Below are 23,584 nucleotides of genomic sequence, written 5' to 3'. Positions count from 1 at the left end.
ATCTGTACTCCGATGAGCAAGAAAGATGTCCTGGAAGAATGCGTGCGCGCCAGCCTGGAGCGCTATTTCGAAGACTTGGGCGAATCCGAGCCCCACGACATGTGGGATATGGTGATGCGCTGCGTGGAGCGCCCGGTCCTCGAAGTGGCGTTGGAACGGTCCGGCGGCAACCAGTCGCGGGCATCCGAAATGCTGGGCATCACGCGCAACACCCTGCGCAAGAAACTGCTGGCCCACAACATCCAGGTATAGCGCATTGCCGCGCGGGCGGGCCGGCTGGCGCGCCCCGCATGACAGATTTCCCATCCCGACCTGAAGCGAGACAGGCGCACGCGCCCCACTCCCGTCCCTCACCATGAAAATCGAAACCGCCCTGCTTTCGGTGTCCGACAAGACCGGCATCGTTGAATTTGCCCGCGCCCTGGCCGCGCGCGGCGTGCGCCTGCTGTCGACCGGCGGCACCGCCAAGCTGCTGGCCGAATCCGGCCTGACCGTCACCGAAGTGGCCGCCCACACCGGCTCGCCCGAGATCCTGGACGGCCGCGTCAAGACGCTGCACCCCAAGATCCACGGCGGCCTGCTGGCCCGTCGCGACAGCGCCGAGCACATGGACACCATCAAGGCGGCCGGTATCGATCGCATCGACATGCTGGTGGTCAACCTGTACCCGTTCCGCGAAACCGTGGCCAAGCCGGATTGCACCTTCGCCGACGCGGTCGAGAACATCGACATCGGCGGCCCGGCCATGCTGCGCGCCGCCGCCAAGAACCACGGCACCGAAGCCGGTGGCGTGACCGTGGTGATCGACCCGGTCGACTACTCGCGCGTGCTGTCCGAAATGGACCAGGGCGGCGCCACTTCCTACGGCCTGCGCCTGGCGCTGGCCGCCAAGGTCTACGCCCACACCGCGGCCTACGACGGCGCCATCGCCGCCTACCTGACCAGCCTGACCGAAGCCGAACCGGCGCAGGACGCCGTGCCGGCCCGCCAGGAATGGCCCGGCACCCTGACCCTGCAGGTCAGACAGGAACAGGCCCTGCGCTACGGCGAGAACCCGCACCAGACCGCCGCGTTCTACGTCGACGCGCAGCGTCCGGCCGGCCTGCTGGGCAACTACCGCCAGCTGCAGGGCAAGGAACTGTCGTACAACAACATCGCCGACGCCGATGCCGCCTGGGAATGCGCGCGCAGCTTCGAGGCGCCCGCCTGCGTCATCGTCAAGCACGCCAATCCCTGCGGCGTGGCCGTGGCGGCCGACACGCTGGGCGCCTACCAGCAGGCCTTCAAGACCGACCCGACCTCGGCCTTTGGCGGCATCATCGCCTTCAACCGCCCGGTCGACGCCGCCACCGCCGAAGCCGTCAGCGCCCAGTTCCTGGAAGTGCTGCTGGCGCCGGCCTATGACGGCGCCGCGCTGGCCATCCTGGCCGCCAAGAAGAACGTGCGCGTGCTGGAAGTGCCGATGGGCACGGGCCAGAACGCCTTCGACGTCAAGCGCGTCGGCGGCGGCTGGCTGGTGCAGAGCCCGGATGCCTACAACGTGCCGCGCGACGCCCTGAAGGTCGTCACCAAGCGCCAGCCCACCGAGCAGGAAATGAACGACCTGGCGTTCGCCTGGAAGGTCGCCAAGTACGTCAAGTCCAACGCCATCGTGTTCGTCGGCGGCGGCATGACGCTGGGCGTCGGCGCCGGCCAGATGAGCCGCATCGACTCGGCCCGCATCGCCTCGATCAAGGCCGAGAACGCCGGCCTGACGCTGAAGGGCTCGGCGGTGGCGTCGGATGCCTTCTTCCCGTTCCGCGACGGCCTGGACGTGGTGGTGGCCGCGGGCGCGACCTGCGTGATCCAGCCTGGCGGCAGCGTGCGCGATGACGAAGTCATCGCCGCGGCCGACGAGCATGGCATCGCCATGGTGCTGACCGGCACCCGCCACTTCCGCCACTGATGCGCGTCCTCGGCATCGATCCCGGCCTGCGCCGCACCGGCTTCGGTGTGATCGATGCCGACGGCCCGCGCCTGCGTTATGTCGCCAGCGGCACCATCGTGGTGCCGCCGGCTCTGACGCTATCCGAACGCCTCAAGGTCATCCTGGACAACCTGCGCCAGGTGGCGCGCGACACGCAACCCGACGTGGCCGCGCTGGAAATCGTCTTCCTGAACACCAATCCGGCCTCGACCCTGCTGCTGGGCCAGGCCCGCGGCGCGGCGCTGTGCGCGCTGGCCGACAGTTCGCTGGCGGTGCACGAGTACACCGCGCTGCAGATCAAGAAAGCGGTGGTGGGCACCGGCCGCGCGGCCAAGGAACAGGTCCAGATGATGGTGCAGCACCTCCTGGCGCTGGACGGCACCCCCGCGCCCGACTCGGCCGACGCGCTGGCCTGCGCCATCTGCCACGCCCACGTCGGGCCCTTGCAGGATCGGCTGACGGAATTGGGCACGCGCCTGAGCCTGAGCGGCAAGACCCGCATCCGCAACGGCCGCCTGCTGGGCTGAAAACGCCGCGGCCCGCGCCACGCGGCGCGCGGACCCGTATAGAATCCCCGCATTCGCCGCGACTGACGCGGCCTCTTCTTCTGCCAGGCCACTGCCACCATGATCGGACGCATCACCGGAACCCTGATCGAGAAACTGCCGCCCACCGTCTGCGTGGACGTCAACGGTCTGGGCTATGACATCGACGTGCCCATGAGCACGCTGTACTCGCTGCCGGAAACCGGCGCCCGCGTCACGCTGTACACGCACCTGACCGTGCGCGAAGACGCCCACATCCTCTACGGTTTCGCCACCGCCGGCGAACGCAGCGCCTTCCGCGAACTGATCAAGGTCAGCGGCATCGGCGCGCGCACCGCCCTGTCGGTGCTGTCGGGCCTGTCGGTGGCCGACCTGGCGCAGGCCATCACGCTGCAGGAATCAGGCCGTCTGACGCGGGTGCCCGGCATCGGCAAGAAAACCGCCGAACGCCTGCTGCTGGAAATGCGCGGCAAGCTGGGCGCGGACATCGGCGCCACCGCGCACGCGGTGCACGACAACCAGTCCGACATCCTGAACGCGTTGCTGGCGCTGGGATACTCCGAGAAGGAATCGCTGTCGGCCCTGAAGACGTTGCCCGAGGGAGTGGGCGTCTCCGACGGCATCAAGCAGGCATTGAAAGCCCTGGTGCGCTGAAGGGGCGCCACCTGGGCCGCGCCGGCCGAAGATCATTGCGACCAGGGCTGGTCGCGGCAACAGGCGCGATACGCCCCAGGGCTGCCCCTGTCGACGCAGGCTTCGCGCACTAGCGCGCCGGCGCCAGGTAGCCGGGCGCCACCGCCTCCAGGCCGGTCGGCACCACATTCAGTTCGGGGGCCATCGGCGCCCCGCAGATGTTGTCGCTGCGCAGGGAATCGAGGTTGTCGCGCGACATCAGCGGCCGCCCCGGCAAGCATTCGAACAGCAACGCCTGCATCCGGCCCACGCCCATCGGCACGCTCATCACCGGACGCGGATGGCCGCTCCAGCCCGCGCACAGGCGCGCGATCTCGCCCAGGGTGTAGACCTGCGGTCCGCCCAGCTCGTAGGTCTTGCCGCAGGCATGCGTGTTGGCCAACGCCGACAGCATCGCCGACACCACGTCGCCCACGTACACCGGCTGCATGCGCGCGTGCGCGCCGGCCAGCGGCAGCACCGGCAGCCAGCGCGCCAGGCGCGCGAACATGTTGGTGAAATTGTCGTCCGGCCCGAACACCACCGAGGGGCGGAACATCGTCCACCCCCCTTCGCGCCAATCGGCCAGCTCCTGCCGGATGGCGGCCTCGCCATCGCCCTTGGAACGCTGGTACATGCTGCCGCCATTGGAATCCGCCCCCAGCGCGCTGACATGCAGCAGCCGGCGCACGCCCTGGCGGCGGCAGGCCCGGGCGATGCGTTGCGGCAGGTGCACGTGCGCCTGCGCGAAATCGGAGCCATAGGGGCGGCCCGCATTGCCGTGCAGGATGCCGACGAGATTGACGACCACGTCGCAGTCGCGCGCCAGGCGGTCGAGCGCGTCGTCGTCGTGCACGTCGCTGGCGAGCAGGGTGACGGTGGGCAGGATCTGGAGTTCTCGTCCCTGGCCGTAGCGGCGGGTGGGCACCAGGATCTGGTGCTGTCCACCCGAAAGCCGGGCGACGAGATGACGGCCGATGAAGCCAGTGCCGCCGATGACAAGGATACGCATGGAGCAGCCCCTGTTCTTCAGGATTCAGGCCCGATTCTGCCCTGCACGGGCCGCATCCGCAAGCGCGCGGCCAAAGCGCCGGACGATATCCCGCCGACGCCCGGCGCCGACCCTCAGCTTGCCAGCAACTTGCCGTAGGCCGGAAGGTCGACGTTGCCGCCGCTGATGATCACGCCCACGCGCGCGCCGCGCACCGGCACCACGCCCTGCAGCACGGCCGCGGACGACAGGCAGCCGGTCGGTTCCACCACCATCTTCATGCGCTCGGCGAAGAACTTCATGGTCGAGACCAGCTGGTCATCCGTCACCGTGACGATGTCGCGCACGTGCTTCTGGATGAGCGGGAAGGTCAGGTGGCCCAGGTGGGTGGTGGCGGCGCCGTCGGCCAGGGTCTTGGGCGCGGGGATGCGGACGACTTCGCCCTTGCGCAGCGATTGCTGGCCGTCGTTGCCGGCCTCGGGCTCGACGCCGTAGACCAGGCAGCGCGGGCTGAGCGCGTACGCCGACAGCGCCGACCCCGACAGCAGGCCGCCGCCGCCCAGGCACACGAACAGGTAATCCAGTTCGCCGACGTCCTCGAACAGTTCCTTGGCCGCGGTGCCCTGCCCCGCGATCACGTCCTCGTGGTCGTAGGGCGGGATCAGCGTGGCGCCGGTCTCGGCCTGGATGCGGCGCGCGATCTCTTCGCGATCTTCGGTGTAGCGGTCGTAGGTGACGATCTGGCCGCCATAGCCTTCGGTGGCGGCGCGCTTGGCCGCCGGCGCGTCCAGCGGCATGATGATGGTGGCCTTCACGCCCTGCAGCTTGGAGGCCAGCGCGATCGCCTGCGCGTGGTTGCCCGACGAGAACGTGACCACGCCGGCGGCGCGCTGCTCGGGCGTCAGGCGCGCGATGGCGTTGAAGCCGCCGCGGAACTTGAACGCCCCCATGCGCTGGAAGTTCTCGCACTTGAAGAACAGCGAGGCGCCGGCGATGGCGTCGGCCGTGGTCGAGGTCAGCACCGGCGTGCGGTGCGCGTGGCCGGCCAGGCGCTCGCTGGCGCGCGCGACGTCGTCGAAAGTGGGCAGTTCGGGCAACATGGAAACAGTCCTTTGAACGCGGAAAGAGTCGGAAGCGAAACCTCCGGATCATAAACCCGTGGCGGCGTTCCCGCCGCCGCCACGCCCGGACGGTTTACTTGCCGAACAGCTCGCCGCTGGTGCTGGCGGCGCCGGCGGGCGGCGTCAGGCCCAGGTGGCGCCAGGTGGTCAGGGTGGCCGTGCGGCCACGCGGCGTGCGCTGCAGGTAGCCGTGCTGGATCAGGTAGGGCTCGATCACGTCCTCGATGGTGTCGCGCTCTTCGCCAATGGCCGCGGCCAGGCTGTCGACGCCGACCGGCCCGCCGTCGAACTTGTGGATGATGGCCTCGAGCAGCTTGCGGTCCATCAGGTCCAGGCCTTGCGGATCGACTTCCAGCATGGCCAGCGCGCGGCCGGCGACATCGGCGTCGATGGTGCCGCCGGCCTTGACCTCGGCGTAATCGCGCACGCGCCGCAGCAGGCGGTTGGCGATACGCGGCGTGCCGCGGGCGCGGCGCGCCACTTCGGCGGCGCCATCCGGCGTGATGACCGCATTGAGCAGGCCGGCGCTGCGGGTGACGATGCGGCCGAGGTCGTCGGCGTTGTAGAACTCCAGCCGCGACACGATGCCGAAGCGGTCGCGCAGCGGGTTGGTCAGCATGCCGGCGCGGGTGGTGGCGCCGACCAGCGTGAACGGTTGCAGGTCGAGCTTGACGCTGCGCGCGGCCGGACCTTCGCCGATCAGGATGTCGATCTGGAAATCCTCCAGCGCCGGGTAGAGGATTTCCTCGACCACGGGCGACAGGCGGTGGATTTCGTCGATGAACAGGACGTCGTTCTTTTCCAGGTTGGTCAGCAGCGCCGCCAGATCGCCAGGGCGTTCCAGGACGGGGCCGGACGTCTGGCGCAATTGCACGCCCATTTCGTGGGCGATGATGTGGGCCAGGGTGGTCTTGCCCAATCCGGGCGGACCGAACAGCAGCACGTGGTCGAGCGCTTCGCCGCGCTTGCGGGCCGCGGCGATGAAGATCTCGAGTTGTTCACGGGCGCGCTGCTGGCCGACATATTCCTCCAGCGCCTTGGGGCGCAGGGCGCGTTCGATCGACTCCTCGTTGGGCGACGCCGGCTGGGGCGCCACGATGCGAGGCGCGTCGGGACGGGAGGAAAGCGAATCGGACTGGATGGCCATGGTGCGGAAAACGACTGGATACTGAGCGGGATGCTGCATCGTACCGTAACCACCGCCCCCGGGACTGGATTCCGCCCCGCCACGCCCTGGCGGGGGCGGGGTCAGGCGCCTTCCGCCACCGGCAGCTTGACCCGCACGCACAGGCCACCGGACTCGGCCTGCAACAATTCCAGCGAGCCGCCATGGGCGCGGGCGATGGCTTCGGCCAGCGCCAGCCCCAGGCCGACGCTGCCGGTACGGGTCCGGGCATCGTCCAGGCGGCTGAACGGACGCAGCGCTTCCTGGCGGCGTTCCGGCACGATGCCGGGGCCGTGGTCCGCCACGTCCAGCACCGCCTGGCGGCCTTCGCGCCGCAGGCTGACGTCAACCGGCGGCGCGCCGTGGTTGAGGGCATTGCCGATCAGGTTGTCGAGCAGGCGGCCCAGCGCGACGGCATCGCCCTGCACCACCAGGGCGTCGTCGCTGTCGGCCGTCTTGAGGTGGATGTCGGTGCCCGCGCCGCGCCAGGCGTTGACGCGCTCGGTGAGCCAATCGGGCAGCACCATCGACGCGTAGCGGTAGGCCGCGGGATCGGTGCCGCGCACGAAGCCGATGAACTGGTCGACCATGTGCTGCATGTCCTGCAGGTCGGTGCGCAGGCCCTCCTTCAGGGCCGAATCGTCGGCCAGCTCAATGCGCAGCCACATGCGCGATAGCGGCCCCTTCAGGTCGTGCGGCAGGCCCGACAGCAGCGTGCGGCGCACCGAGTCGGATTCGGCCAGCGCATCCAGCATGGCGTTGAAGCGCTCGCCCAGCACACGGGTTTCGTGCGGGCCTGAAGGTTCGACCCGTTGCGGCTGGCCGGCGGCCAGGCGGTCGGCGGCGTCGGCCAGGCGGGTGATGGGACGCGTGATGTGCCAGGAGAACCCCACCGCCAGCAACAGCAGCAGCCCCAGCCCGCCCAGCCAGGCGGCGATCAGCGGCGTGGCCACGGGCGGGTCGAGGCGGTCCAGCGGAATCACCAGCCATTCGCGCAGGCGCGGCGCGTCCTCGCTGGCCGGATTGGGCGCCAGCGAGATGAAGATCTCGGGCGTGGGGCCGCGCGACAGCGCCACCCGGGTGCCGTCGTTCAGGCGTTCGTTCAGCTGCTGCACCAGCCCTCTCAGATCGCGCCGGATATCGTCGGGTTCGGGCTTGTAGCGGCGCATGTGTTCTTCATGCTCGCGCTGGCGTTCGCGCTCGGCCCGCTCCTGTTCGACTTCGTGTTCGTCGCGCATCTCCGGCGGCAGTGGCGGGCCCTGGATCTGCGCGCTCGGCGGTGGCGGCGGCGGCGGTGGCCGTTGCGCGCCGCGCGGCGGCGGGCGGCGGCCGTTGAAACGCTGCAGCTTGGCTTCGGCCGGCAACACCCGCGACCACAGGCGCCATTGGTTCTGCGAGGCCGCGCGCACGAAATCGGCGCGGTCTTCGGCGGGAACCTGCGACACGGCGGCGCGCAGGGTGCGGATGGTGGTGGTGATGTAGCCGATGGCCACGTCTTCCATGAACTTGTGGCGGAAGTACGAAACCGTGACCAGCGTGGCCGCCTGCGTCAGCAGCACCGACCCGAGGATCAGCAGGATCAGCCGCGCCCGCAGCGAGCGCGGCACCAGGGAACTGGCGGAGAAGCGCATCAGGGCGAGAACCGGTAGCCGATGCCCCAGACGGTCTGGATCCAGCGGGGTTGCTTGGGATCGTCCTCGATGACGCGGCGCAGGCGCAGAATGGCGATGTCGATGGCGCGATCGTTGCGTTCGCCGGCGTCATCGTCGCGCGCCAGCGCCAGCAGGCGTTCACGCGACAGCGGCTTGCCGGCGTTGCGCACCAGCGCTTCGAGCAGGTTGATTTCGCCGCCCGTGAGCTTGACCACCGTGCCGTCGCGCGACAACTGGCGGGTGGAGGGGTCGAAGAGGAACGGGCCGAACGCGACCGGCGCGTCCTTGGTGAGGGCCGAGGGGCCGCGCTTGCGGCGCAGCACGGCTTCGATGCGGGCCAGCAGCTCGCGGGGATCGAAGGGCTTGCCGACGTAGTCGTCGGCGCCGGCCTCCAGGCCGATGATGCGGTCGACGGCCTCGTCGCGGGCGGTCAGCAGGATGACGGGGATGTCCTCGCCCTGCTCGCGCAGGCGGCGACAGGCATCGGCGCCGTCCCCGCCCGGCAGCATGCGGTCCAGCACCAGCAGGTCGGGCGCGTAGCGGGTGATGCGCGACGGCAGGTCGCTGGCGTCGGGCGCCAGCAGCGTGTCATAGCCGTGACGGTTCAGGTAGTCGGCCAGCAACTGGCGCAAGGCCGGATCGTCGTCGACGACCAGCAGCTTGGTGTGGTGATTGTCCATGGATGCCATAGTGGAGCCGTCCGCCCGCGGCGGCAAGAGCCGGGAAATCATCTGAAATATACCTGTTGCACGATGTTTGCCGGCGATGCCGGCCCGTTGGCGCCAGCGTCACCCGCCGGACAGGACTGGCCCTAAAATATCGCCATTGCCCCGCATACGCTGGTGCGGTTTGCTAAAAATCGTTTACAGCAGGGGCAACGCCCCCTTTTTACACTGTCGGTTATGGTCGCCCCTGCATCCTGGCGCAAGCGGCTGCTGCACTCGGCGTTGACGGCTGGCCTGGCCTGCCCGTTGATGCCGGCGTTTGGCGGCACGCCCGCTGCGCCCTCTTCCTCCCCGTCGGCTCCGGCCTACGTCGCGCGCGGTATCGGCGTGCTGGCGCCGGTGCAGCCGATACCGGTGCGGCCGGCGCCGTCGATGGCGTCACGGGCGGTGCCGCTGGATCCGACGCCCTGCGACCTGCAGACCAGCGAACCGGCCATGGACACCAGCGTGGCCGGAGGCGGCGCCGAAGCCATACCGGGGACGGGTTCGACCCTGTCCGGAGACGCCGCCACGGGCCCGCTGGCTTGCGACGACACCCAGGCCGCCACGGCGTCGACCGACGCCCCCAGCTACTCGTTTGACCTGGAAAGCGGGGACATACCAAGAGTGCCGGTGGTGGTGATCTCCGGCGTGTCGCGGCCAAGCCGCCCCTGGTTCGCCTCGGTCAGCGGCCAGGACGGCCTGCGCTATGGCGGCGACCGCAACTGGATCTACCGCAATACCGGCGGTCCGTCGTTCGCGGTGGGCAACATCAGCGCCAATGCCCCCACCTGGGGCAGCAGCGCGCCGGTGGGCGGGTTGCAGATATCCAACCTGCAGAGCACCACGGCGCCGCTGGCGGAAGGCACTTTTGGCTATTCGTCGTCGCTCGGACGACTCAACCGCATGGACCCGTCCGCCACTTCCGGCGCGGTCGACTACGGCGCCTCGGTCGGCAACAGCACCGTGCGCTACGGGCTGACGCCGGTGCTGACGCTGGAGGGCCAGATGCAGAGCGCGCCCTCCCTGACCACCCGGGGCATGGGCACCACCTACACCGCGGGCGAGTACGGCACTTTCCAGGCGGGAGCCACCCAGAGCTCGTTCGATGCGGCCAGCGCCTGGCGCTACCGCTTCGGCTACAGCGTGGACGTGGCCGACGCGGTCAACCTGGGCTACACCAACGAACAGATCGGCGCCGGCTTCGGCGACCTGTCCACCTATTCCGGTGGCGTGGCCGCCGCACCGCAGACCCGCAACACCCTGACCGCCGGCGTACCGATCACCGGCTGGGGCACGCTCAGCGGCACCTATTCCGGCCTGCATGAAGGATCGGCGCTGGCCGAGCAGCGGCTCGGCCTGTCGCACAGCATGTTCGTGGCGCCCAAGGTCAAGCTGGCGGTGGGAGCCGACCGCGACATCATCTCCGGCAATTACGAATGGCGCGCCAATCTCAGCATGCCGGTCGACACCTTCATGCGCGGCACCTGGCTGAGCTGGTGAGCCGGCCCGCCCGCGGACGGAAATGTCCGCCCGCGCCCGGGCGGTCCGATTTGCGGCTTAAAATCCCTGCCATGATGCTCACCGCCTATCCCCATGTCTGACGCGCGCGCCCTCGGAGTCCTGCAGCGCGTTTTCGGTTACGAATCCTTCCGCGGCGACCAGCAAGCCATCGTCCAGCAGGTCATCGACGGCGGCGACGCGCTGGTCCTGATGCCCACCGGCGGCGGCAAGTCGCTCTGCTACCAGATCCCGTCGCTGGTGCGCGAAGGCACCGGCATCGTCGTTTCGCCCCTGATCGCGCTGATGCAGGACCAGGTCGACGCGCTGACCGAACTGGGCGTGCGCGCCGCCTTCCTGAATTCGACCCAGGACTGGCGCGTGGCGCGCGATGTCGAACAGGCCTTCCTGGCCGGCGAGCTCGACCTGCTCTACGTCGCGCCCGAGCGCCTGCTGACCGACCGCTGCCTGCAACTGCTGGAGCGCGGCAACATTGCCCTGTTCGCCATCGATGAAGCCCACTGCGTCTCGCAATGGGGCCACGACTTCCGCCCCGAATACCTCGGCCTGTCGATGCTGCACGAGCGCTGGCCGGACGTGCCGCGCATCGCGCTGACCGCCACCGCCACCGCCGAAACCCGCAACGAGATCGCCCAGCGCCTGTCGCTGACCGACGCGCACCACTTCGTCTCCAGTTTCGACCGCCCCAACATCCGCTACCGCATCGTCGAAAAGAACGAGGTGCGCAAGCAGTTGCTGGACATGATCCGCACCGAACACGAAGGCGAATCCGGCGTGGTCTACGCGCTGTCGCGGGCGCGCGTCGAGGAAACCGCCGAATTCCTCTGCAACCAGGGCATCGACGCCATGCCGTACCACGCCGGGCTCAGCCCGCAGGTGCGCGCCGCCAACCAGGCGCGCTTCCTGCGCGAGGACGGCGTGGTCATGGTCGCCACCATCGCCTTCGGCATGGGCATCGACAAGCCCGACGTGCGCTTCGTGGCGCACATCGACCTGCCCAAGTCGGTCGAGGGCTATTACCAGGAAACCGGCCGCGCCGGCCGCGACGGCCTGCCCGCCACCGCCTGGCTGGCCTACGGCCTGCAGGACGTGGTGCAACAGCGCCGCATGATCGACGAATCCCCGGGCGACGACGCCTACCGCCGCCGCCTCGGCCAGCAGCTGGATGCGATGCTGGGCCTGTGCGAAACCGTGGAATGTCGCCGCGTGCGCCTACTGGCGTATTTCGGCCAGCAGATCAGCGCCTGCGGCAATTGCGACGTCTGTCTCGATCCGCCCCAGGCCTGGGACGGCACCGTGGCGGCGCAGAAGGTGCTGTCGGCCGTGTACCGGCTGTGGAAGGAACGCGGCCAGCGCTATGGCGCCGGTCACATCATCGACATCCTGCGCGGCAAGGTCACCGACCGCACCAAACAGCACGGCCACGAAACCCTGAGCGTGTTCGGCGTGGGCGAAGACCTGAGCGACACGGCCTGGCGCGGCGTGCTGCGCCAGTTGCTGGCGCAGGGCCTGCTCACCGTCGACAACGAAGGCTACGGCACGCTGGCCCTGACCGAAGGCAGCCGCGCCGTGCTCAAGGGCGAGCGCCAGCTGATGCTGCGGCGCGAATCCGAAAAGAAGGCCCGCTCCGGCAAGAGCGGCGGCAGCCGCGCCAAGGCCGCGGCGATCGACCTGCCCGCCGAACTGCAACCGGTATTCGAGGCGCTGCGCGCCTGGCGCGGCGAAGTGGCCAAGAGCCACGGCGTGCCGGCCTACGTGATCTTCCACGACGCCACGCTGCGCGAGATCGCGCTGGCCCAGCCCGAGTCGATGGACGCGCTCAGCCACATCAGCGGGGTCGGCGCGCGCAAGCTGGAAGCCTACGGCGAGGAAATCCTGCAACGGGTGGCGCGGCCGGTGCTGTAGCGCCGGGCCCCCGCTCCCGGGAGCCGCGACCGGAGCGGCCGGGGTGGCCGACCAGGGCGGCCGGGGTGGCCGACCAGGGCGGCCCGGCACGGCGGATGACATGGTCATCCGCCGGCGCCTGCCGCCTCGGACCTCAGGGCGACGGCGGCGGCAACAGCGGCACGGGCGCGCGCTCCTTGCCGAACACCGAGCGGTAGGCCAGGATGTTGAACACCAGCACCACCGGTATCCCCACCACCGCTCCGGCCATCACCAGCCGCATCGAGCCCAGCGCGCCGGCGCCGTCCCAGAGCGTCATGTCGTCCAGGATCAGGAAGGGGAACAGGCTGTAGGCCAGCCCGCTCAGCATCAGCAGGAACAGCGCCACGCACAGCACGAACGGCAGCCAGCTGAAGCGGTCGGCGCGGCCCGGCAGTCGCGCCAGCAGCATTTCGGCGGCCACGAAGCCCGCCAGCATCAGCACCCATACCGTGGCCGCCAGGCTCAGGTGGGCGATGTTGCTCCACTTGTAGAAGATGCCGGCGTTGGCCAGGCCCAGCGTGACGGCAATGGCCACCATGCCGACCGCGGTCCAGCGGATCGCATGGCGCGCCCAGTTGGCGGCGCGGCGCTGCAGGTCGCCGTCGACCCGCATCACCAGCCAGGACGCGCCCAGCAGCACATAGGCGGCCACGGCGCACAGGCCGACGAACAGCGCGAACCAGCCATAGCCGGCGTCGGATTGGTAGCCGGTGGCGATGCGACCGAGCAGCATGCCCTGGCCGAAAGCGGTCATCAGCGACCCGGCCCAGAAGGCGAAGATCCAGCGCGGCTTGGCCTCGTTGCGGGCGCGGATGCGGAACTCGAAGGCCACGCTGCGCAACACCACGCCCAGCACCATGAAGGTGAGCGGCCCGTACAGCTTGCCCAGCACCGCGCCCCAGGCGAACGGAAACGCGGAAGCGAACAGGCCCATGCCCAGCAACAGCCAGAACTCGTTGGCGTCGCGCCAGGGACTCAGCAGGCTCATCATGCGGCCGCGCTCCTGTTCGGGCGCCAGCTGCAGCAGGATGCCCACGCCCAGGTCGAAGCCGTCCAGCACCACGCCAGCGGCGATGACGACGAACAGCAGGCCCATGAACGCCAGCGGCATCCAGAAAGAAGGATCATCGGGGCTCAACCCCTGCGAAGCGGCCAGCATGGCGATCATGGCGTGCCTCCGCCCAGTTTGCGCACCGGCACCACGCCGTAGCGGGCCGCATGGAACAGCATGCCGGCAAACGCCGCCAGCAGCAGCGCATACAACACGCCATAGCCGACCAGCCCATACAGCACGGTGCTGGAGGACATGGTGCCCAGCACCTCGGTCTGGGTGACGGTGCCGTTGACGACGAAGGGCTGCAGGCCGATCACCGAGACCCACCAGCTGGCCACCACGGCGATACCGCCCGAGAACATCATGCCGCAGAGCACGCGCTGCCACCATTGCGGCAGCACCGAGACGTCCAGGCCGCGGCGCCAGGTCCAGAGGAAGGTGATCCAGGAGACGGCCAGCATCAACAGGCCCAGCCCGGCCGCGACCCGCAGCGACCAGAAGGTCAGCGCCACCGGCGGCAGCATGCCCGAATACTTGTCCAGGCCGAGATAGGTGCCGTCGTCATTGCGATGCAGCCACATGCCGCCGGCGTTGTTCCAGGTCCAGTCGGCCACGTTGGCATGGGCGCGGGCGTCCGGCCAGCCGAACAGAACCAGGCGCGGTTCGCTGCCGCTTTCCCAATAGCCCGCGGCGGCGGCGGCCTTGGCGGGCTGGTACTTGGCCACCATCTGGCCGGCGCCGGTCGCCACCGGCACCTGCAGCACCGCGGCCAGGGCGGCAATCACCAGGCCGGTCTTGAAGGTGGCGCGTTCGCCATCGCCCAGAGGGCGGCGCAACGCCTGCAGCGCGGTCACGCCCATCATCAGGAAGGCGGCGGCCAGGGCCGATCCCACCACCACCACGGCCATGCGCCAGCCGACGGAGGGGTTCAACACCACCGCGGTCCAGTCGTAGACCTGGTAGCGGCCATCGACCAGCACCGCGCCGTCGGGCGTCTGCATCCAGGATTGCAGCGCCAGCACCCAGAACAGCGCCACCAGTTGTCCCACCGCCACCATCAGCACCGCCAGGGTATGGGCGCCGTCGGACACGCGGCGCTGGCCGAACAGCATGACGCCCAGGAAGCACGACTTGAGGATGAAGACCGACAGGATGCCGTAGCCCAGCAGGGGACCGGCAACGTTGCCGATCTTGTCCATCAGGCCGGACCACAGACTGCCAAGCTGGATCAGCACCGGTACACAGGCGGCCAGGGTCAGCACGAACGACAGGGCGAAGATGCGGACCCAGAAGCGGTAGGCGGCGGTCCAGCCGCCCAGGCCCGAGAACCGGGCCCGGAGTTTGAAGAACAGCAGGACCCACGCAAGCGCCAGGGCCACGGCGAGAAACAACGCCAGGAAGCTCAGGCTGGCCACGAATTGCGCGCGGGCCAATGAAAGAGTGGAAATATCCATGATGGCCCGTAGTGTAGAGCCAGTTACATGACAATGGGGGCCAGTTTGAAACCGCTTGCAGCGAGCCAAAAATGGCTTGTCCCGGGAACGTGGCAAAATTGACGCTTTGTCGCTGCTTTTTCCTATTCTTTCAAGAATGACCTCCGCCACGACGCCGACCCCTGCCGCATCCAATTTCCTGCTCAACATCGTCGAGGACGACCTGCAAGCCAACCGCTTCCAGGGCAAGCGTTGGGCCGGCAAGCCTGGCCCGGCCGCCGTGCAGCAGCAGGGCGAGCCCGACCCGGCGAAGATCCGCACCCGTTTTCCGCCGGAGCCCAACGGCTACCTGCACATCGGTCATGCCAAGAGCATTTGCGTGAACTTCGGCCTGGCGCGCGACTTCGGCGGCGTCTGTCACCTGCGCTTCGACGACACCAACCCCGAGAAGGAAGACCAGGAATACGTCGACGCCATCATCGAGGCCGTGCACTGGCTGGGCTTCGACTGGAAGGCCGACGGCCGCGACAACCTGTATTTCGCCAGCGACTACTTCGGCTATATGTATGAGTTCGCCGAGGCGCTGGTCGAGGCCGGCCATGCCTACGTCGACGAACAGAGCCCCGACGAGATCCGCGCCAACCGCGGCACCCTGACCGAACCCGGCACCGACTCGCCCTGGCGCAACCGCCCGGCCGCGGAGTCCATCGCGCTGCTGCGCGAGATGCGCGACGGCAAGCATCCGGATGGCAGCCTGGTGCTGCGCGCCAAGATCAACATGGCGTCGCCCAACATCAACCTGCGCGATCCGGTCATGTACCGTGTGCGCCACGCCACCCACCACCGCACCGGCAACCAGTGGTGCATCTACCCGATGTACAGCTGGGCGCACCCGGTGGAGGATGCGCTGGAAGGCATCACCCACAGCGTCTGCACGCTGGAGTTCGAAGACCAGCGGCCGTTCTACGACTGGATCCTGGAACGCCTGGCGGAACTGGGCAAGCTGGCCCGGCCGCTGCCGCACCAGTACGAGTTTTCGCGCCTGAACGTGAGCTACGTGGTCACCAGCAAGCGCAAGCTGCTGCAACTGGTGCGCGAAGGCCACGTGGATGGCTGGGACGATCCGCGCATGCCGACCATTTTCGGCCTGCGCCGCCGCGGCTACACGCCGGCCTCGATCCGCCTGTTCTGCGACCGCACGGCGGTGTCGAAGTCGGATTCGCGCATCGACTACAGCCTGCTGGAACAGGCCGTGCGCGACGACCTGGACCCGATCGCGCCGCGTTCGGTGGCGGTGCTGGACCCGCTCAAGCTGGTCATCACCAACTATCCGGAAGGCCAGACCGAAATCTGCACGGCGCCGCGCAATCCGCACGATCCGGAGGCCGGCTTGCGCGAGTTCCCGCTGTCGCGCGAGCTGTGGATCGAGCGTGACGATTTCCGCGAGGAAGCGCCGAAGAAATACTTCCGCCTGTTCCCGGGCAACCTGGTGCGCCTGAAATACGGCTACGTGGTGCGTTGCACCGGCTTCACCAAGAACGAGGCCGGCGAAGTGGTCGAGGTGCAGGCCGAATACCTGCCGGAAACGCGCAGTGGCACGCCGGGCGCGGACAGCGTCAAGGTCAAGGGCAATATCACCTGGGTCAGCGCGGCGCATGCGGTGCCGGCGCAGATCCATCTGTACGACCGCCTGTTCGCGGATCCGCGGCCCGATGGCGGCGACAAGGATTTCCTGGCCTGCCTGAATCCGAATTCGAAGGAGACGGTGACGGCCTGGCTGGAACCGGGCACGGTGGCGACGCCGGGCGCGACCTGGCAGTTCGAGCGGCTGGGCTATTTCACGGCCGACATCAAGGAATCGACGGCGGAAAAGCCGGTGCTGAACCGCATCGTGACCTTGCGCGACTCCTGGGTGCAGGGCTGATCGTCGGCGGGACCGGCTGCCAGGGCTGGGACCCGCATGAAAGACCCGCCGGATGGCGCCGCGTCCGGCGGCGCCTGCGCCATCCGCCGCGATTCCGGGTTTTTTCCCCCTTGCCGAATCGATTGAACGGGCCCGGGGCGGGTTATCATGCCCGACATTCCGCAGCCGGTTGCGCGCGCCCCTTCCAGGCGCCCGGAACCGCCAGCCCCCGATCAAGATGAACACTGAATCCCTAGCCCTGGACTTCAAGAGCGCCACCCTGTATGCCATCCGGGTGGTCCTGCACAGTGCCGATCCCGAACGCCTGAACGCCGCGCTGGCCAAGCGCATGGCGGACGCGGGCAGCTTCTTCGAGAACGAGCCCGTGGTGATCGACGCCAGCCGTGTCGAGGAAACCATCGACTGGCCCGCCCTGGTCGCGGCCTTGCGCGGGCACAACCTGCCCCCCATCGGCATCGTGGCCGAGGGCGCCAACCTGGCCGCGGCCCGCGCCGCCGGCCTGACGCCGGTGGAGCTGTCCACCCCCGCGGCCCGGCCGGCGCAGGTCATCGATACGGCGCCGCCCAACGATGTCGCCACGCCGGTGCCGTCGGTGCCGGCCGCCGCCGTCGAGATCGCCCCCGCCCCCGCCCCCGCCCCCACGCCCGCCGCTGAAGCGCAGGTCGACAAGGCTGCCGACAAGACCGCCGATAAATCCGCGGACAAGGCCACCGACAAGCCCGCCGACAAGGCGGCCGCCGAGCCGCTGCCCGAGCGCGCCGCCGCCAGCACCACATCGGCGCCCAGCCCCACGCCGGCCGCGCCGCAATCGTCATCGGCCCTGGTCATCACCAAGCCGCTGCGTTCGGGCCAGCGCGTCTACGCGCGCCATACCGACCTGGTCGTGATCGGCATGGTCAGCCAGGGCGCCGAGGTCATCGCCGACGGCAATGTGCACGTGTACGGTCCGCTGCGCGGCAAGGCCATGGCCGGCGCGCGCGGCGACACGTCGGCGCGCATCTTCACCACGCACCTGGACGCGGAGCTGCTGGCCGTGGCCGGCGTGTACCGCGTGGTGGAAGACAAGCTCGACCGCTCGCTGCACAACCAGCCCGCGCTGGTCCGGCTGGACGGCGACACCCTGCGCATCGAGGCCTTGAAAGCCTGAGATGCCCTTCCGCGGTCCATGCCGTCGGGGCTGGCGCGAGACGGCGCCGGACGCGGAATGGTCCTGCAACGCAATACTCTGTCAGCCTCGAACGGGCCGTGCCCGTTCAACACATTCTGTAAGAAGCCTTACACGGGCTTTTTGCTTTACGATAACGCGATTTATTCGAACATAAGGGTTTGATCGTCATGACACGCATTGTTGTGGTGACTTCCGGCAAAGGCGGCGTGGGCAAGACCACGACGAGCGCCAGTTTTTCCGCGGGCCTCGCGATGCGGGGCCACAAGACCGCTGTCATCGACTTCGATGTCGGCCTGCGCAACCTCGACCTCATCATGGGTTGCGAGCGGCGTGTGGTGTACGACTTCGTCAATGTGATCCAGGGCGAAGCCACGCTGAACCAGGCGCTGATCAAGGACAAGCAGCTTGAAAACCTGTTCATCCTGCCCGCCTCGCAGACGCGCGACAAGGACGCGCTGACGCAGGAAGGCGTGGAAAAGGTCATCAACGACCTGAAGGAAATGGGCTTCGACTACATCGTCTGCGACTCGCCCGCCGGCATCGAGACGGGCGCGCTGATGGCGGCCTATTTCGCCGACGACGCGCTGGTCGTGACCAACCCGGAAGTCTCGTCGGTGCGCGATTCCGACCGCATCCTGGGCATCCTGGCGGCCAAGTCCAAACGCGCCGTCGAGGGCGGCGAGCCGGTCAAGGAATTCCTGCTGCTGACGCGCTACAACCCCAAGCGCGTGGTCGACGGCGAAATGCTGTCGCTGGGCGACATCGAGGACATCCTGCGCATCAAGCTGATCGGCGTCATTCCCGAGTCCGAAGCCGTGCTGCAAGCCTCCAACCAGGGCCTGCCCGCCATCCACCTGAAAGATACCGACGTCTCCGAGGCCTACAAGGACGTCGTGGCCCGCTACCTGGGCGAAGACAAGGCCCTGCGCTTTACCGACTACGAAAAGCCGGGTTTCCTGAAACGCCTGTTCGGAGGCAAGTAAGCAATGTCCTTCCTGTCGTTTCTGCTTGGTCAAAAGAAAACCTCCGCTTCCGTCGCCAAGGAACGGTTGCAGATCATCCTGGCCCACGAGCGGGGCCGTGGCGATTCGCCCGACTACCTGCCGCAATTGCAGCAGGAACTGATCGCGGTGATCTCGAAGTACGTGAAGATCAATCCCGAGGACATCAAGGTGCACCTGGAACGCCAGGACACGCTCGAAGTGCTCGAGGTCAAGATCGAGATGCCGCAAAGCGAAACCTGATGTCCGCGCGCGCCGCCCGCCGGCGCGCGCCTCGTTCTGCGCCACAAAGCAAAAACGCCCGGCAATGCCGGGCGTTTTTGCGTTTGGCACGGTACGCCAGCGCATCCTGGCGACTGCCTGGTTCGCGGCTTAGTGCTTGCCCACCTGATCACCGATGACGCCGCCGATCGCCGCGCCGCCCACCGTGCCGAGGATGCCGCCGTTGGTGATGACGGCACCCGCCACACCGCCGAGCGCCGCACCGCCCACCGTGCTTTTCTGGCGGTGGCTCATGCTGTCCCACGACGAGCAACCGGCCATGGCGGCGGCCATGGCGACAGCGACACAGATTTTGGAAAGAGATGCGATTTTCATGATGAGGCTCCTATTCTTGTACCCGGGGCCGCACCTAGATCCAGACGCGAGCGCACGATACCCCTTATGGGTTTAGAGCCTTCAGGATCGCAAAATATCCCGTCCCGCGGTGTTAGGTTTGCCCAGGAATTGTGTCAAAGGGCGAGGGAATCTTTGCGACTCCCAGGGACGATGTTGCAGGCGCGGCCGGCTATTTGACCAGACGTAACACGTCGCGGAAGCGCGGGTGCTCGCAGGTCTCCATCCACTCGAAAATGGCCATTTCCGTGGTGACGATCTCGGCGCCGTGGGCGCGCGCGCGGCGCAACGCGGCATGGTGGTCGGACGATTTGCGCGAACCGACCGCATCGGCCACCAGCACCGCCTTGTAACCCAGCCCGGTCAAACCGATGACGGTCTGCAACACGCAGATGTGGGCTTCGCAGCCGGTCACCAGCACCGTTTTTCGCGCCGCCGGCAGCCAGGCATCGAAGCCTTGTTCGCGCGCGGCCGAAAAGTGCATCTTCTGGAAAGTGGACTGCACCAGCTCGGCGAGCGGCGCCACGGTGACGCCCAGCATCTTGCTGTGATGCTCGGTGGCGACCACGGGGACATCCAGCAGCCGCGCGGCCCGCGCCAGCTTGGCGTTGGCCGCCACCACCGCGTCGCCGTCGTGGATCGCAGGCATCAGGCGGCCCTGCATGTCGACGATGAGCAGCGTGGAATCGGAGGCTTGCAACAACATGGGAGGTCTCCTGAGGTTGAAGGCGGTATCGACGATACGGTACGACCATCACGCCAAACCGCTTCACTCAATGATATCTCGGGGGATCAACCGCCAGGCTCAAGGTGGTGGCGAGTGCCTGCAGCCGTTTGTCCCTGGTCCATAGCGCCGCGCCAGGTGTCAGTCGCGTGGACGCCAACAAGTGTAAATCCACATAACCAATGCCCTTTCCAAACAATCTCTCGCTATGAAGAAAGTGCATGACTTCGTCATGACTCGCACGCACGACTTGAGGCAATAGCGACATCGCACCCAATACAACGTCACGCCGGCCCAACGAACCCAGCGCCAATTCACCCGCGATGAACGGGTGCATCAATACACTTTCTTCCTCCAGCAAGCGCACCAGAAATGGCTCGCCGTCGGATAAATGATCTATCCAGATGGAAGTGTCAACCAGGATCATTGCAGGTTTCCGTCTGCCGCCGCGGGATAGGCTTCAACTTGGGCGAACTACCACCAAGCTTGGCCAACCGCTTCGCGGCCTCTTTCTGCACGAGCTGGGTCAGCGCTCGCGTTACGAGCGCCGATGTCTCCTGGACGCCCGTATAGGTACGGGCCAATTCGAGCAGGTCGTCATCGAGCGTCACAGTCGTACGCACACTGGCCTCCTTGAAATGATTGGAGCAAAAATTCGCATCAAATGATGAACTTTTTGATTCTATCATCCGAAAAAAAATCCCGGCGCGCAATGGCCGGGATTTTCGCACCGCCTGACAGGCCGGCTTACTTCAGCGCCTTGTAGCGCAGGCGCTTGGGCTTGGCGCCCTCTTCGCCCAGGCGGCGCTTCTTGTCGGCTTCGTACTCCTGGTAGTTGCCGTCGAAGAACACCACCTGCGAATCGCCCTCGAAAGCCAGGATGTGCGTGGCGATACGGTCCAGGAACCAGCGGTCGTGGCTGATGACCATGACGCTGCCGGGGAACTCCAGCAGCGCGTCTTCCAGCGCGCGCAGCGTTTCGACGTCGAGGTCGTTGGACGGTTCGTCCAGCAGCAGCACGTTGCCGCCGGCGATCAGCGTCTTGGCCATGTGCAGGCGGCCGCGTTCACCGCCCGACAACTGGCCGACCACCTTGTTCTGGTCGCCGCCCTTGAAGTTGAAGCGGCCCAGGTAGGCGCGCGAGGACATTTCGAACTTGCCCACGGTGAGCAGGTCGGCGCCGTCGGCGACCGCGTCGAACACGGTCTTCTTGTCTTCGAGCGCGTCGCGCGACTGGTCGACGTAGGCCAGCTTGACGGTCTGGCCGATCTTCACTTCGCCCGAATCCGGCTGCTCGCGGCCCGCGATCATGCGGAACAGCGTCGATTTACCGGCGCCGTTGGCGCCGATGATGCCGACGATGGCGCCGGCCGGGACCTTGAAGCTGAGGTTGTCGATCAGCAGGCGGTCGCCGTAGGCCTTGCTGACGTTGTTGAATTCGATGACCTCGTTGCCCAGGCGCTCACCCACCGGAATGAAGATTTCCTGGGTCTCGTTGCGCTTCTGGTATTCGTAGGACGACAGTTCCTCGAAGCGGGCCAGGCGCGCCTTGGCCTTGGCCTGGCGGCCCTTCGGGTTCTGGCGCACCCACTCCAGTTCCTTCTTGATGGTCTTCTGGCGGGCCGATTCGGACGCCTCTTCCTGCTTGAGGCGATCTTCCTTCTGCTCCAGCCAGGAGCTGTAGTTGCCCTTCCAGGGAATGCCGTAGCCGCGGTCCAGTTCGAGGATCCATTCGGCGGCGTTGTCCAGGAAGTAGCGATCGTGGGTCACGCCGACGACGGTGCCCGGGAACTTGTGCAGGAACTGTTCCAGCCATTCGACGCTTTCGGCATCCAGGTGGTTGGTGGGTTCGTCCAGCAGCAGCATGTCGGGCTTGGACAGCAGCAGGCGGCACAGCGCCACGCGGCGCTTTTCACCGCCGGACAGGTTGCCGACGATGGCATCCCAGGGCGGCAGGCGCAGCGCGTCGGCGGCGATTTCCATCTGGTGTTCGATGTCGTCGGCGCCGCTGGAGGCGGCGGCCGCGATGATCGCTTCCAGCTCGGCCTGCTCGGCGGCCAGCGCGTCGAAGTCGGCGTCCGGCTCGGCGTAGGCGGCGTAGACCTCGTCCAGGCGCTTCTTGGCGGTGACCACCGCGCCCAGGCCTTCCTCAACCGCCTGGCGCACCGTGTGCTCGGGGTTGAGCTGCGGTTCCTGCGGCAGGTAGCCGATGTTCAGGCCCGGCATGGGGATGGCTTCGCCTTCGATCTCGCGATCCACGCCCGCCATGATCTTCAGCAGCGTCGACTTGCCCGAGCCGTTCAGGCCCAGCACGCCGATCTTGGCGCCAGGAAAAAACGAAAGCGAGATGTCACGCAGGATCTGCCGCTTGGGCGGCACGATCTTGCCGACGCGGTTCATGGTGTAGACGTATTGGGCCATGGGCTCGTATAGGGAAAGAAAGCTGATGAATCGCTGATTGTAGGCCGGAACCCGGACAGGCGCGCGGGCGGGGTCCGCGCGCCGGCGGCAAGGCTATATTTACCGCTTGTGTCCGTTCCATGACGCCCCTCGCGGCACCCTGCCCACCCCCATGACCGAAGCCGACCTGCTGGCCCGCACCCCGTTTCCCGCCACCCGCGACAGCCTCGCGGCGCAATTGCGCGACGGCGGCCTGCGCCCCGGCGCCACGGTGCTCGTGCACACCTCGCTGCGCGCCCTGGGCTGGATCGCGGGCGGTCCCGTGGCGCTGATCCAGGCCTTGCTCGACTGCGTCGGCTCCGACGGCCTGGTGGCGATGCCGGCGCACTCCTCCGACCTGACCGATCCCGCGCAGTGGCAGGCGCCGCCGGTGCCGGCCGCCTGGCTCGACACCCTGTACGAGCACATGCCGGCCTACGATCCCGCCATCACGCCCACGCGTGGCATGGGCGCGGTGGCCGAGCTGTTCCGCACCTGGCCCGGCGCCGTGCGCAGCCTGCATCCCACCTGTTCGTTCGCGGCCGTCGGCGCCGGCGCCCAAACGCTGACCGCCGGCCACCAACTGGAGGACCCGCTGGGCGAAACCTCGCCGCTGGCCAAGCTGTTGCGCGCCGACGCCGAGATCCTGTTGCTGGGCGTCGGCTTCGATGTCTGCACCATGCTGCACCTGGCCGAACAACGCGCCTGGCCGGCGCGGCCGCGCCAGCCCGAAGCCTCGCCCATCATCGAGCACGGCCGGCGTGTCTGGAAGCGATATGACCAGCCCGCCTTGCTCGACTCCGATCATTTCCTGCCGGTCGGCCAGTCGTTGATCGACGCCGGACTGGCGCGGCGCTTCCCGCTCGGCGCGGGCCACGGCCTGCGCGTGTCAGCGCGGGTCGCCGTCGAACACGCCGTGCGCTACTGGCAAGGCCAGCCCGCGCCGGGCTGAAGCGGAAAGCC

The 23,584-nt window shown here is 67.9% G+C and carries 23 protein-coding genes; 11 read left to right on the top strand and 12 right to left on the bottom strand.

Annotated elements, in window-relative coordinates:
• Positions 1–12 precede the first annotated feature (12 nt).
• From AC6CR5_RS25660 to ruvA, 4 genes are all read left to right on the top strand, one after another.
• Positions 13–252, top strand: coding sequence for a helix-turn-helix domain-containing protein (locus AC6CR5_RS25660; protein ID WP_006217670.1), 240 nt, complete (start codon positions 13–15; stop codon positions 250–252).
• Positions 253–355: 103 nt separating this feature from the next.
• Complete coding sequence (purH, locus tag AC6CR5_RS25655; RefSeq protein ID WP_049057796.1) at positions 356–1,945, top strand: bifunctional phosphoribosylaminoimidazolecarboxamide formyltransferase/IMP cyclohydrolase; 1,590 nt, start codon at positions 356–358, stop codon at positions 1,943–1,945.
• Positions 1,945–2,493, top strand: coding sequence for a crossover junction endodeoxyribonuclease RuvC (ruvC, locus tag AC6CR5_RS25650; protein WP_006388993.1), 549 nt, complete (start codon positions 1,945–1,947; stop codon positions 2,491–2,493). The genes purH and ruvC overlap by 1 nt, the downstream gene beginning before the upstream one ends.
• Positions 2,494–2,592: 99 nt before the next feature.
• Positions 2,593–3,165, top strand: coding sequence for a Holliday junction branch migration protein RuvA (ruvA, locus tag AC6CR5_RS25645; RefSeq protein ID WP_006388992.1), 573 nt, complete (start codon positions 2,593–2,595; stop codon positions 3,163–3,165).
• A 109-nt stretch (positions 3,166–3,274) separates the two neighbouring features.
• On the opposite strand, the gene AC6CR5_RS25640 is transcribed toward ruvA, so the two are convergent.
• The 5 genes from AC6CR5_RS25640 to AC6CR5_RS25620 form a co-directional block, all read right to left on the bottom strand.
• Complete coding sequence (locus AC6CR5_RS25640) at positions 3,275–4,195, bottom strand: complex I NDUFA9 subunit family protein (RefSeq protein WP_024067863.1); 921 nt, start codon at positions 4,193–4,195, stop codon at positions 3,275–3,277.
• 113 nt (positions 4,196–4,308) lie between these two features.
• Complete coding sequence (locus AC6CR5_RS25635; protein ID WP_024067862.1) at positions 4,309–5,274, bottom strand: threo-3-hydroxy-L-aspartate ammonia-lyase; 966 nt, start codon at positions 5,272–5,274, stop codon at positions 4,309–4,311.
• A gap of 94 nt (positions 5,275–5,368) precedes the next feature.
• Positions 5,369–6,442 (bottom strand): Holliday junction branch migration DNA helicase RuvB, encoded by a 1,074-nt coding sequence (gene ruvB / locus AC6CR5_RS25630; protein ID WP_026382640.1) that lies wholly within the window; start codon positions 6,440–6,442, stop codon positions 5,369–5,371.
• 101 nt (positions 6,443–6,543) lie between these two features.
• Positions 6,544–8,091, bottom strand: a complete 1,548-nt coding sequence (gene risK, locus AC6CR5_RS25625; protein WP_058665154.1) for a sensor histidine kinase RisK — start codon at positions 8,089–8,091, stop codon at positions 6,544–6,546.
• The gene (locus AC6CR5_RS25620; protein ID WP_006388986.1) at positions 8,091–8,792 is read right to left on the bottom strand and encodes a response regulator; all 702 of its coding nucleotides are present in this window, start codon (positions 8,790–8,792) and stop codon (positions 8,091–8,093) included. Before AC6CR5_RS25620 ends, risK begins: the two co-directional genes overlap by 1 nt.
• A gap of 222 nt (positions 8,793–9,014) precedes the next feature.
• Between AC6CR5_RS25620 and AC6CR5_RS25615 the strand changes: the two genes are divergently transcribed.
• Both AC6CR5_RS25615 and recQ read left to right on the top strand, forming a co-directional pair.
• The gene (locus AC6CR5_RS25615; RefSeq protein ID WP_238920214.1) at positions 9,015–10,319 is read left to right on the top strand and encodes a fimbrial protein; all 1,305 of its coding nucleotides are present in this window, start codon (positions 9,015–9,017) and stop codon (positions 10,317–10,319) included.
• A gap of 93 nt (positions 10,320–10,412) precedes the next feature.
• On the top strand, positions 10,413–12,242 hold the full coding sequence (gene recQ, locus AC6CR5_RS25610) for a DNA helicase RecQ (protein WP_006388984.1): 1,830 nt from the start codon (positions 10,413–10,415) through the stop codon (positions 12,240–12,242).
• Positions 12,243–12,375: 133 nt separating this feature from the next.
• On the opposite strand, the gene AC6CR5_RS25605 is transcribed toward recQ, so the two are convergent.
• Together AC6CR5_RS25605 and AC6CR5_RS25600 are read right to left on the bottom strand one after the other, a co-directional pair.
• Positions 12,376–13,431 carry a cytochrome d ubiquinol oxidase subunit II gene (locus AC6CR5_RS25605; protein WP_006388983.1) on the bottom strand — a complete coding sequence of 352 codons (1,056 nt, stop codon included), beginning with the start codon at positions 13,429–13,431 and terminating at the stop codon, positions 12,376–12,378.
• Positions 13,428–14,771 carry a cytochrome ubiquinol oxidase subunit I gene (locus AC6CR5_RS25600; protein ID WP_006388982.1) on the bottom strand — a complete coding sequence of 448 codons (1,344 nt, stop codon included), beginning with the start codon at positions 14,769–14,771 and terminating at the stop codon, positions 13,428–13,430. Before AC6CR5_RS25600 ends, AC6CR5_RS25605 begins: the two co-directional genes overlap by 4 nt.
• A gap of 136 nt (positions 14,772–14,907) precedes the next feature.
• Between AC6CR5_RS25600 and AC6CR5_RS25595 the strand changes: the two genes are divergently transcribed.
• The 4 genes from AC6CR5_RS25595 to minE all read left to right on the top strand — a co-directional run bounded on the left by AC6CR5_RS25595 (position 14,908) and on the right by minE (position 19,086).
• On the top strand, positions 14,908–16,674 hold the full coding sequence (locus AC6CR5_RS25595; protein WP_047992557.1) for a glutamine--tRNA ligase/YqeY domain fusion protein: 1,767 nt from the start codon (positions 14,908–14,910) through the stop codon (positions 16,672–16,674).
• Positions 16,675–16,891: 217 nt separating this feature from the next.
• Entirely contained in the window at positions 16,892–17,821 is a 930-nt protein-coding gene (gene minC, locus AC6CR5_RS25590) for a septum site-determining protein MinC (RefSeq protein WP_269878287.1), read from the top strand.
• 188 nt (positions 17,822–18,009) lie between these two features.
• Positions 18,010–18,825, top strand: a complete 816-nt coding sequence (gene minD / locus AC6CR5_RS25585) for a septum site-determining protein MinD (RefSeq protein WP_006388978.1) — start codon at positions 18,010–18,012, stop codon at positions 18,823–18,825.
• 3 nt (positions 18,826–18,828) lie between these two features.
• Entirely contained in the window at positions 18,829–19,086 is a 258-nt protein-coding gene (gene minE, locus AC6CR5_RS25580; protein ID WP_006388977.1) for a cell division topological specificity factor MinE, read from the top strand.
• A 129-nt stretch (positions 19,087–19,215) separates the two neighbouring features.
• Here minE and AC6CR5_RS25575 read toward each other — a convergent pair whose 3' ends face one another.
• From AC6CR5_RS25575 to ettA, 5 genes are all read right to left on the bottom strand, one after another.
• Complete coding sequence (locus AC6CR5_RS25575; protein WP_006388976.1) at positions 19,216–19,440, bottom strand: YMGG-like glycine zipper-containing protein; 225 nt, start codon at positions 19,438–19,440, stop codon at positions 19,216–19,218.
• Positions 19,441–19,630: 190 nt separating this feature from the next.
• Positions 19,631–20,164, bottom strand: coding sequence for an isochorismatase family protein (locus tag AC6CR5_RS25570; protein WP_054504957.1), 534 nt, complete (start codon positions 20,162–20,164; stop codon positions 19,631–19,633).
• A 67-nt stretch (positions 20,165–20,231) separates the two neighbouring features.
• Positions 20,232–20,609 (bottom strand): type II toxin-antitoxin system VapC family toxin, encoded by a 378-nt coding sequence (locus AC6CR5_RS25565; protein ID WP_054507022.1) that lies wholly within the window; start codon positions 20,607–20,609, stop codon positions 20,232–20,234.
• Positions 20,596–20,871 carry a type II toxin-antitoxin system VapB family antitoxin gene (locus AC6CR5_RS25560; RefSeq protein ID WP_006388973.1) on the bottom strand — a complete coding sequence of 92 codons (276 nt, stop codon included), beginning with the start codon at positions 20,869–20,871 and terminating at the stop codon, positions 20,596–20,598. Before AC6CR5_RS25560 ends, AC6CR5_RS25565 begins: the two co-directional genes overlap by 14 nt.
• 58 nt (positions 20,872–20,929) lie before the next feature.
• Positions 20,930–22,603 carry an energy-dependent translational throttle protein EttA gene (gene ettA, locus AC6CR5_RS25555; RefSeq protein ID WP_112957312.1) on the bottom strand — a complete coding sequence of 558 codons (1,674 nt, stop codon included), beginning with the start codon at positions 22,601–22,603 and terminating at the stop codon, positions 20,930–20,932.
• 151 nt (positions 22,604–22,754) lie between these two features.
• Between ettA and AC6CR5_RS25550 the strand changes: the two genes are divergently transcribed.
• The gene (locus tag AC6CR5_RS25550; protein ID WP_054472847.1) at positions 22,755–23,573 is read left to right on the top strand and encodes an AAC(3) family N-acetyltransferase; all 819 of its coding nucleotides are present in this window, start codon (positions 22,755–22,757) and stop codon (positions 23,571–23,573) included.
• Positions 23,574–23,584: the final 11 nt, after the last annotated feature.

This window comes from Achromobacter sp. EG18 (assembly GCF_059759395.1).
This window is presented reverse-complemented; position numbering and strand designations above follow the sequence as displayed.

Bases quoted from the DNA above. Each gene is read 5' to 3' on its own strand.
- AC6CR5_RS25660 (WP_006217670.1), top strand. From the start codon at position 13: ATGAGCAAGAAAGATGTCCTGGAAGAATGCGTGCGCGCCAGCCTGGAG.
- purH (WP_049057796.1), top strand. From the start codon at position 356: ATGAAAATCGAAACCGCCCTGCTTTCGGTGTCCGACAAGACCGGCATC.
- ruvC (WP_006388993.1), top strand. From the start codon at position 1,945: ATGCGCGTCCTCGGCATCGATCCCGGCCTGCGCCGCACCGGCTTCGGT.
- ruvA (WP_006388992.1), top strand. From the start codon at position 2,593: ATGATCGGACGCATCACCGGAACCCTGATCGAGAAACTGCCGCCCACC.
- AC6CR5_RS25640 (WP_024067863.1), bottom strand. From the start codon at position 4,195: ATGCGTATCCTTGTCATCGGCGGCACTGGCTTCATCGGCCGTCATCTC.
- AC6CR5_RS25635 (WP_024067862.1), bottom strand. From the start codon at position 5,274: ATGTTGCCCGAACTGCCCACTTTCGACGACGTCGCGCGCGCCAGCGAG.
- ruvB (WP_026382640.1), bottom strand. From the start codon at position 6,442: ATGGCCATCCAGTCCGATTCGCTTTCCTCCCGTCCCGACGCGCCTCGC.
- risK (WP_058665154.1), bottom strand. From the start codon at position 8,091: ATGCGCTTCTCCGCCAGTTCCCTGGTGCCGCGCTCGCTGCGGGCGCGG.
- AC6CR5_RS25620 (WP_006388986.1), bottom strand. From the start codon at position 8,792: ATGGACAATCACCACACCAAGCTGCTGGTCGTCGACGACGATCCGGCC.
- AC6CR5_RS25615 (WP_238920214.1), top strand. From the start codon at position 9,015: ATGGTCGCCCCTGCATCCTGGCGCAAGCGGCTGCTGCACTCGGCGTTG.
- recQ (WP_006388984.1), top strand. From the start codon at position 10,413: ATGTCTGACGCGCGCGCCCTCGGAGTCCTGCAGCGCGTTTTCGGTTAC.
- AC6CR5_RS25605 (WP_006388983.1), bottom strand. From the start codon at position 13,431: ATGATCGCCATGCTGGCCGCTTCGCAGGGGTTGAGCCCCGATGATCCT.
- AC6CR5_RS25600 (WP_006388982.1), bottom strand. From the start codon at position 14,771: ATGGATATTTCCACTCTTTCATTGGCCCGCGCGCAATTCGTGGCCAGC.
- AC6CR5_RS25595 (WP_047992557.1), top strand. From the start codon at position 14,908: ATGACCTCCGCCACGACGCCGACCCCTGCCGCATCCAATTTCCTGCTC.
- minC (WP_269878287.1), top strand. From the start codon at position 16,892: ATGAACACTGAATCCCTAGCCCTGGACTTCAAGAGCGCCACCCTGTAT.
- minD (WP_006388978.1), top strand. From the start codon at position 18,010: ATGACACGCATTGTTGTGGTGACTTCCGGCAAAGGCGGCGTGGGCAAG.
- minE (WP_006388977.1), top strand. From the start codon at position 18,829: ATGTCCTTCCTGTCGTTTCTGCTTGGTCAAAAGAAAACCTCCGCTTCC.
- AC6CR5_RS25575 (WP_006388976.1), bottom strand. From the start codon at position 19,440: ATGAAAATCGCATCTCTTTCCAAAATCTGTGTCGCTGTCGCCATGGCC.
- AC6CR5_RS25570 (WP_054504957.1), bottom strand. From the start codon at position 20,164: ATGTTGTTGCAAGCCTCCGATTCCACGCTGCTCATCGTCGACATGCAG.
- AC6CR5_RS25565 (WP_054507022.1), bottom strand. From the start codon at position 20,609: ATGATCCTGGTTGACACTTCCATCTGGATAGATCATTTATCCGACGGC.
- AC6CR5_RS25560 (WP_006388973.1), bottom strand. From the start codon at position 20,871: ATGATAGAATCAAAAAGTTCATCATTTGATGCGAATTTTTGCTCCAAT.
- ettA (WP_112957312.1), bottom strand. From the start codon at position 22,603: ATGGCCCAATACGTCTACACCATGAACCGCGTCGGCAAGATCGTGCCG.
- AC6CR5_RS25550 (WP_054472847.1), top strand. From the start codon at position 22,755: ATGACCGAAGCCGACCTGCTGGCCCGCACCCCGTTTCCCGCCACCCGC.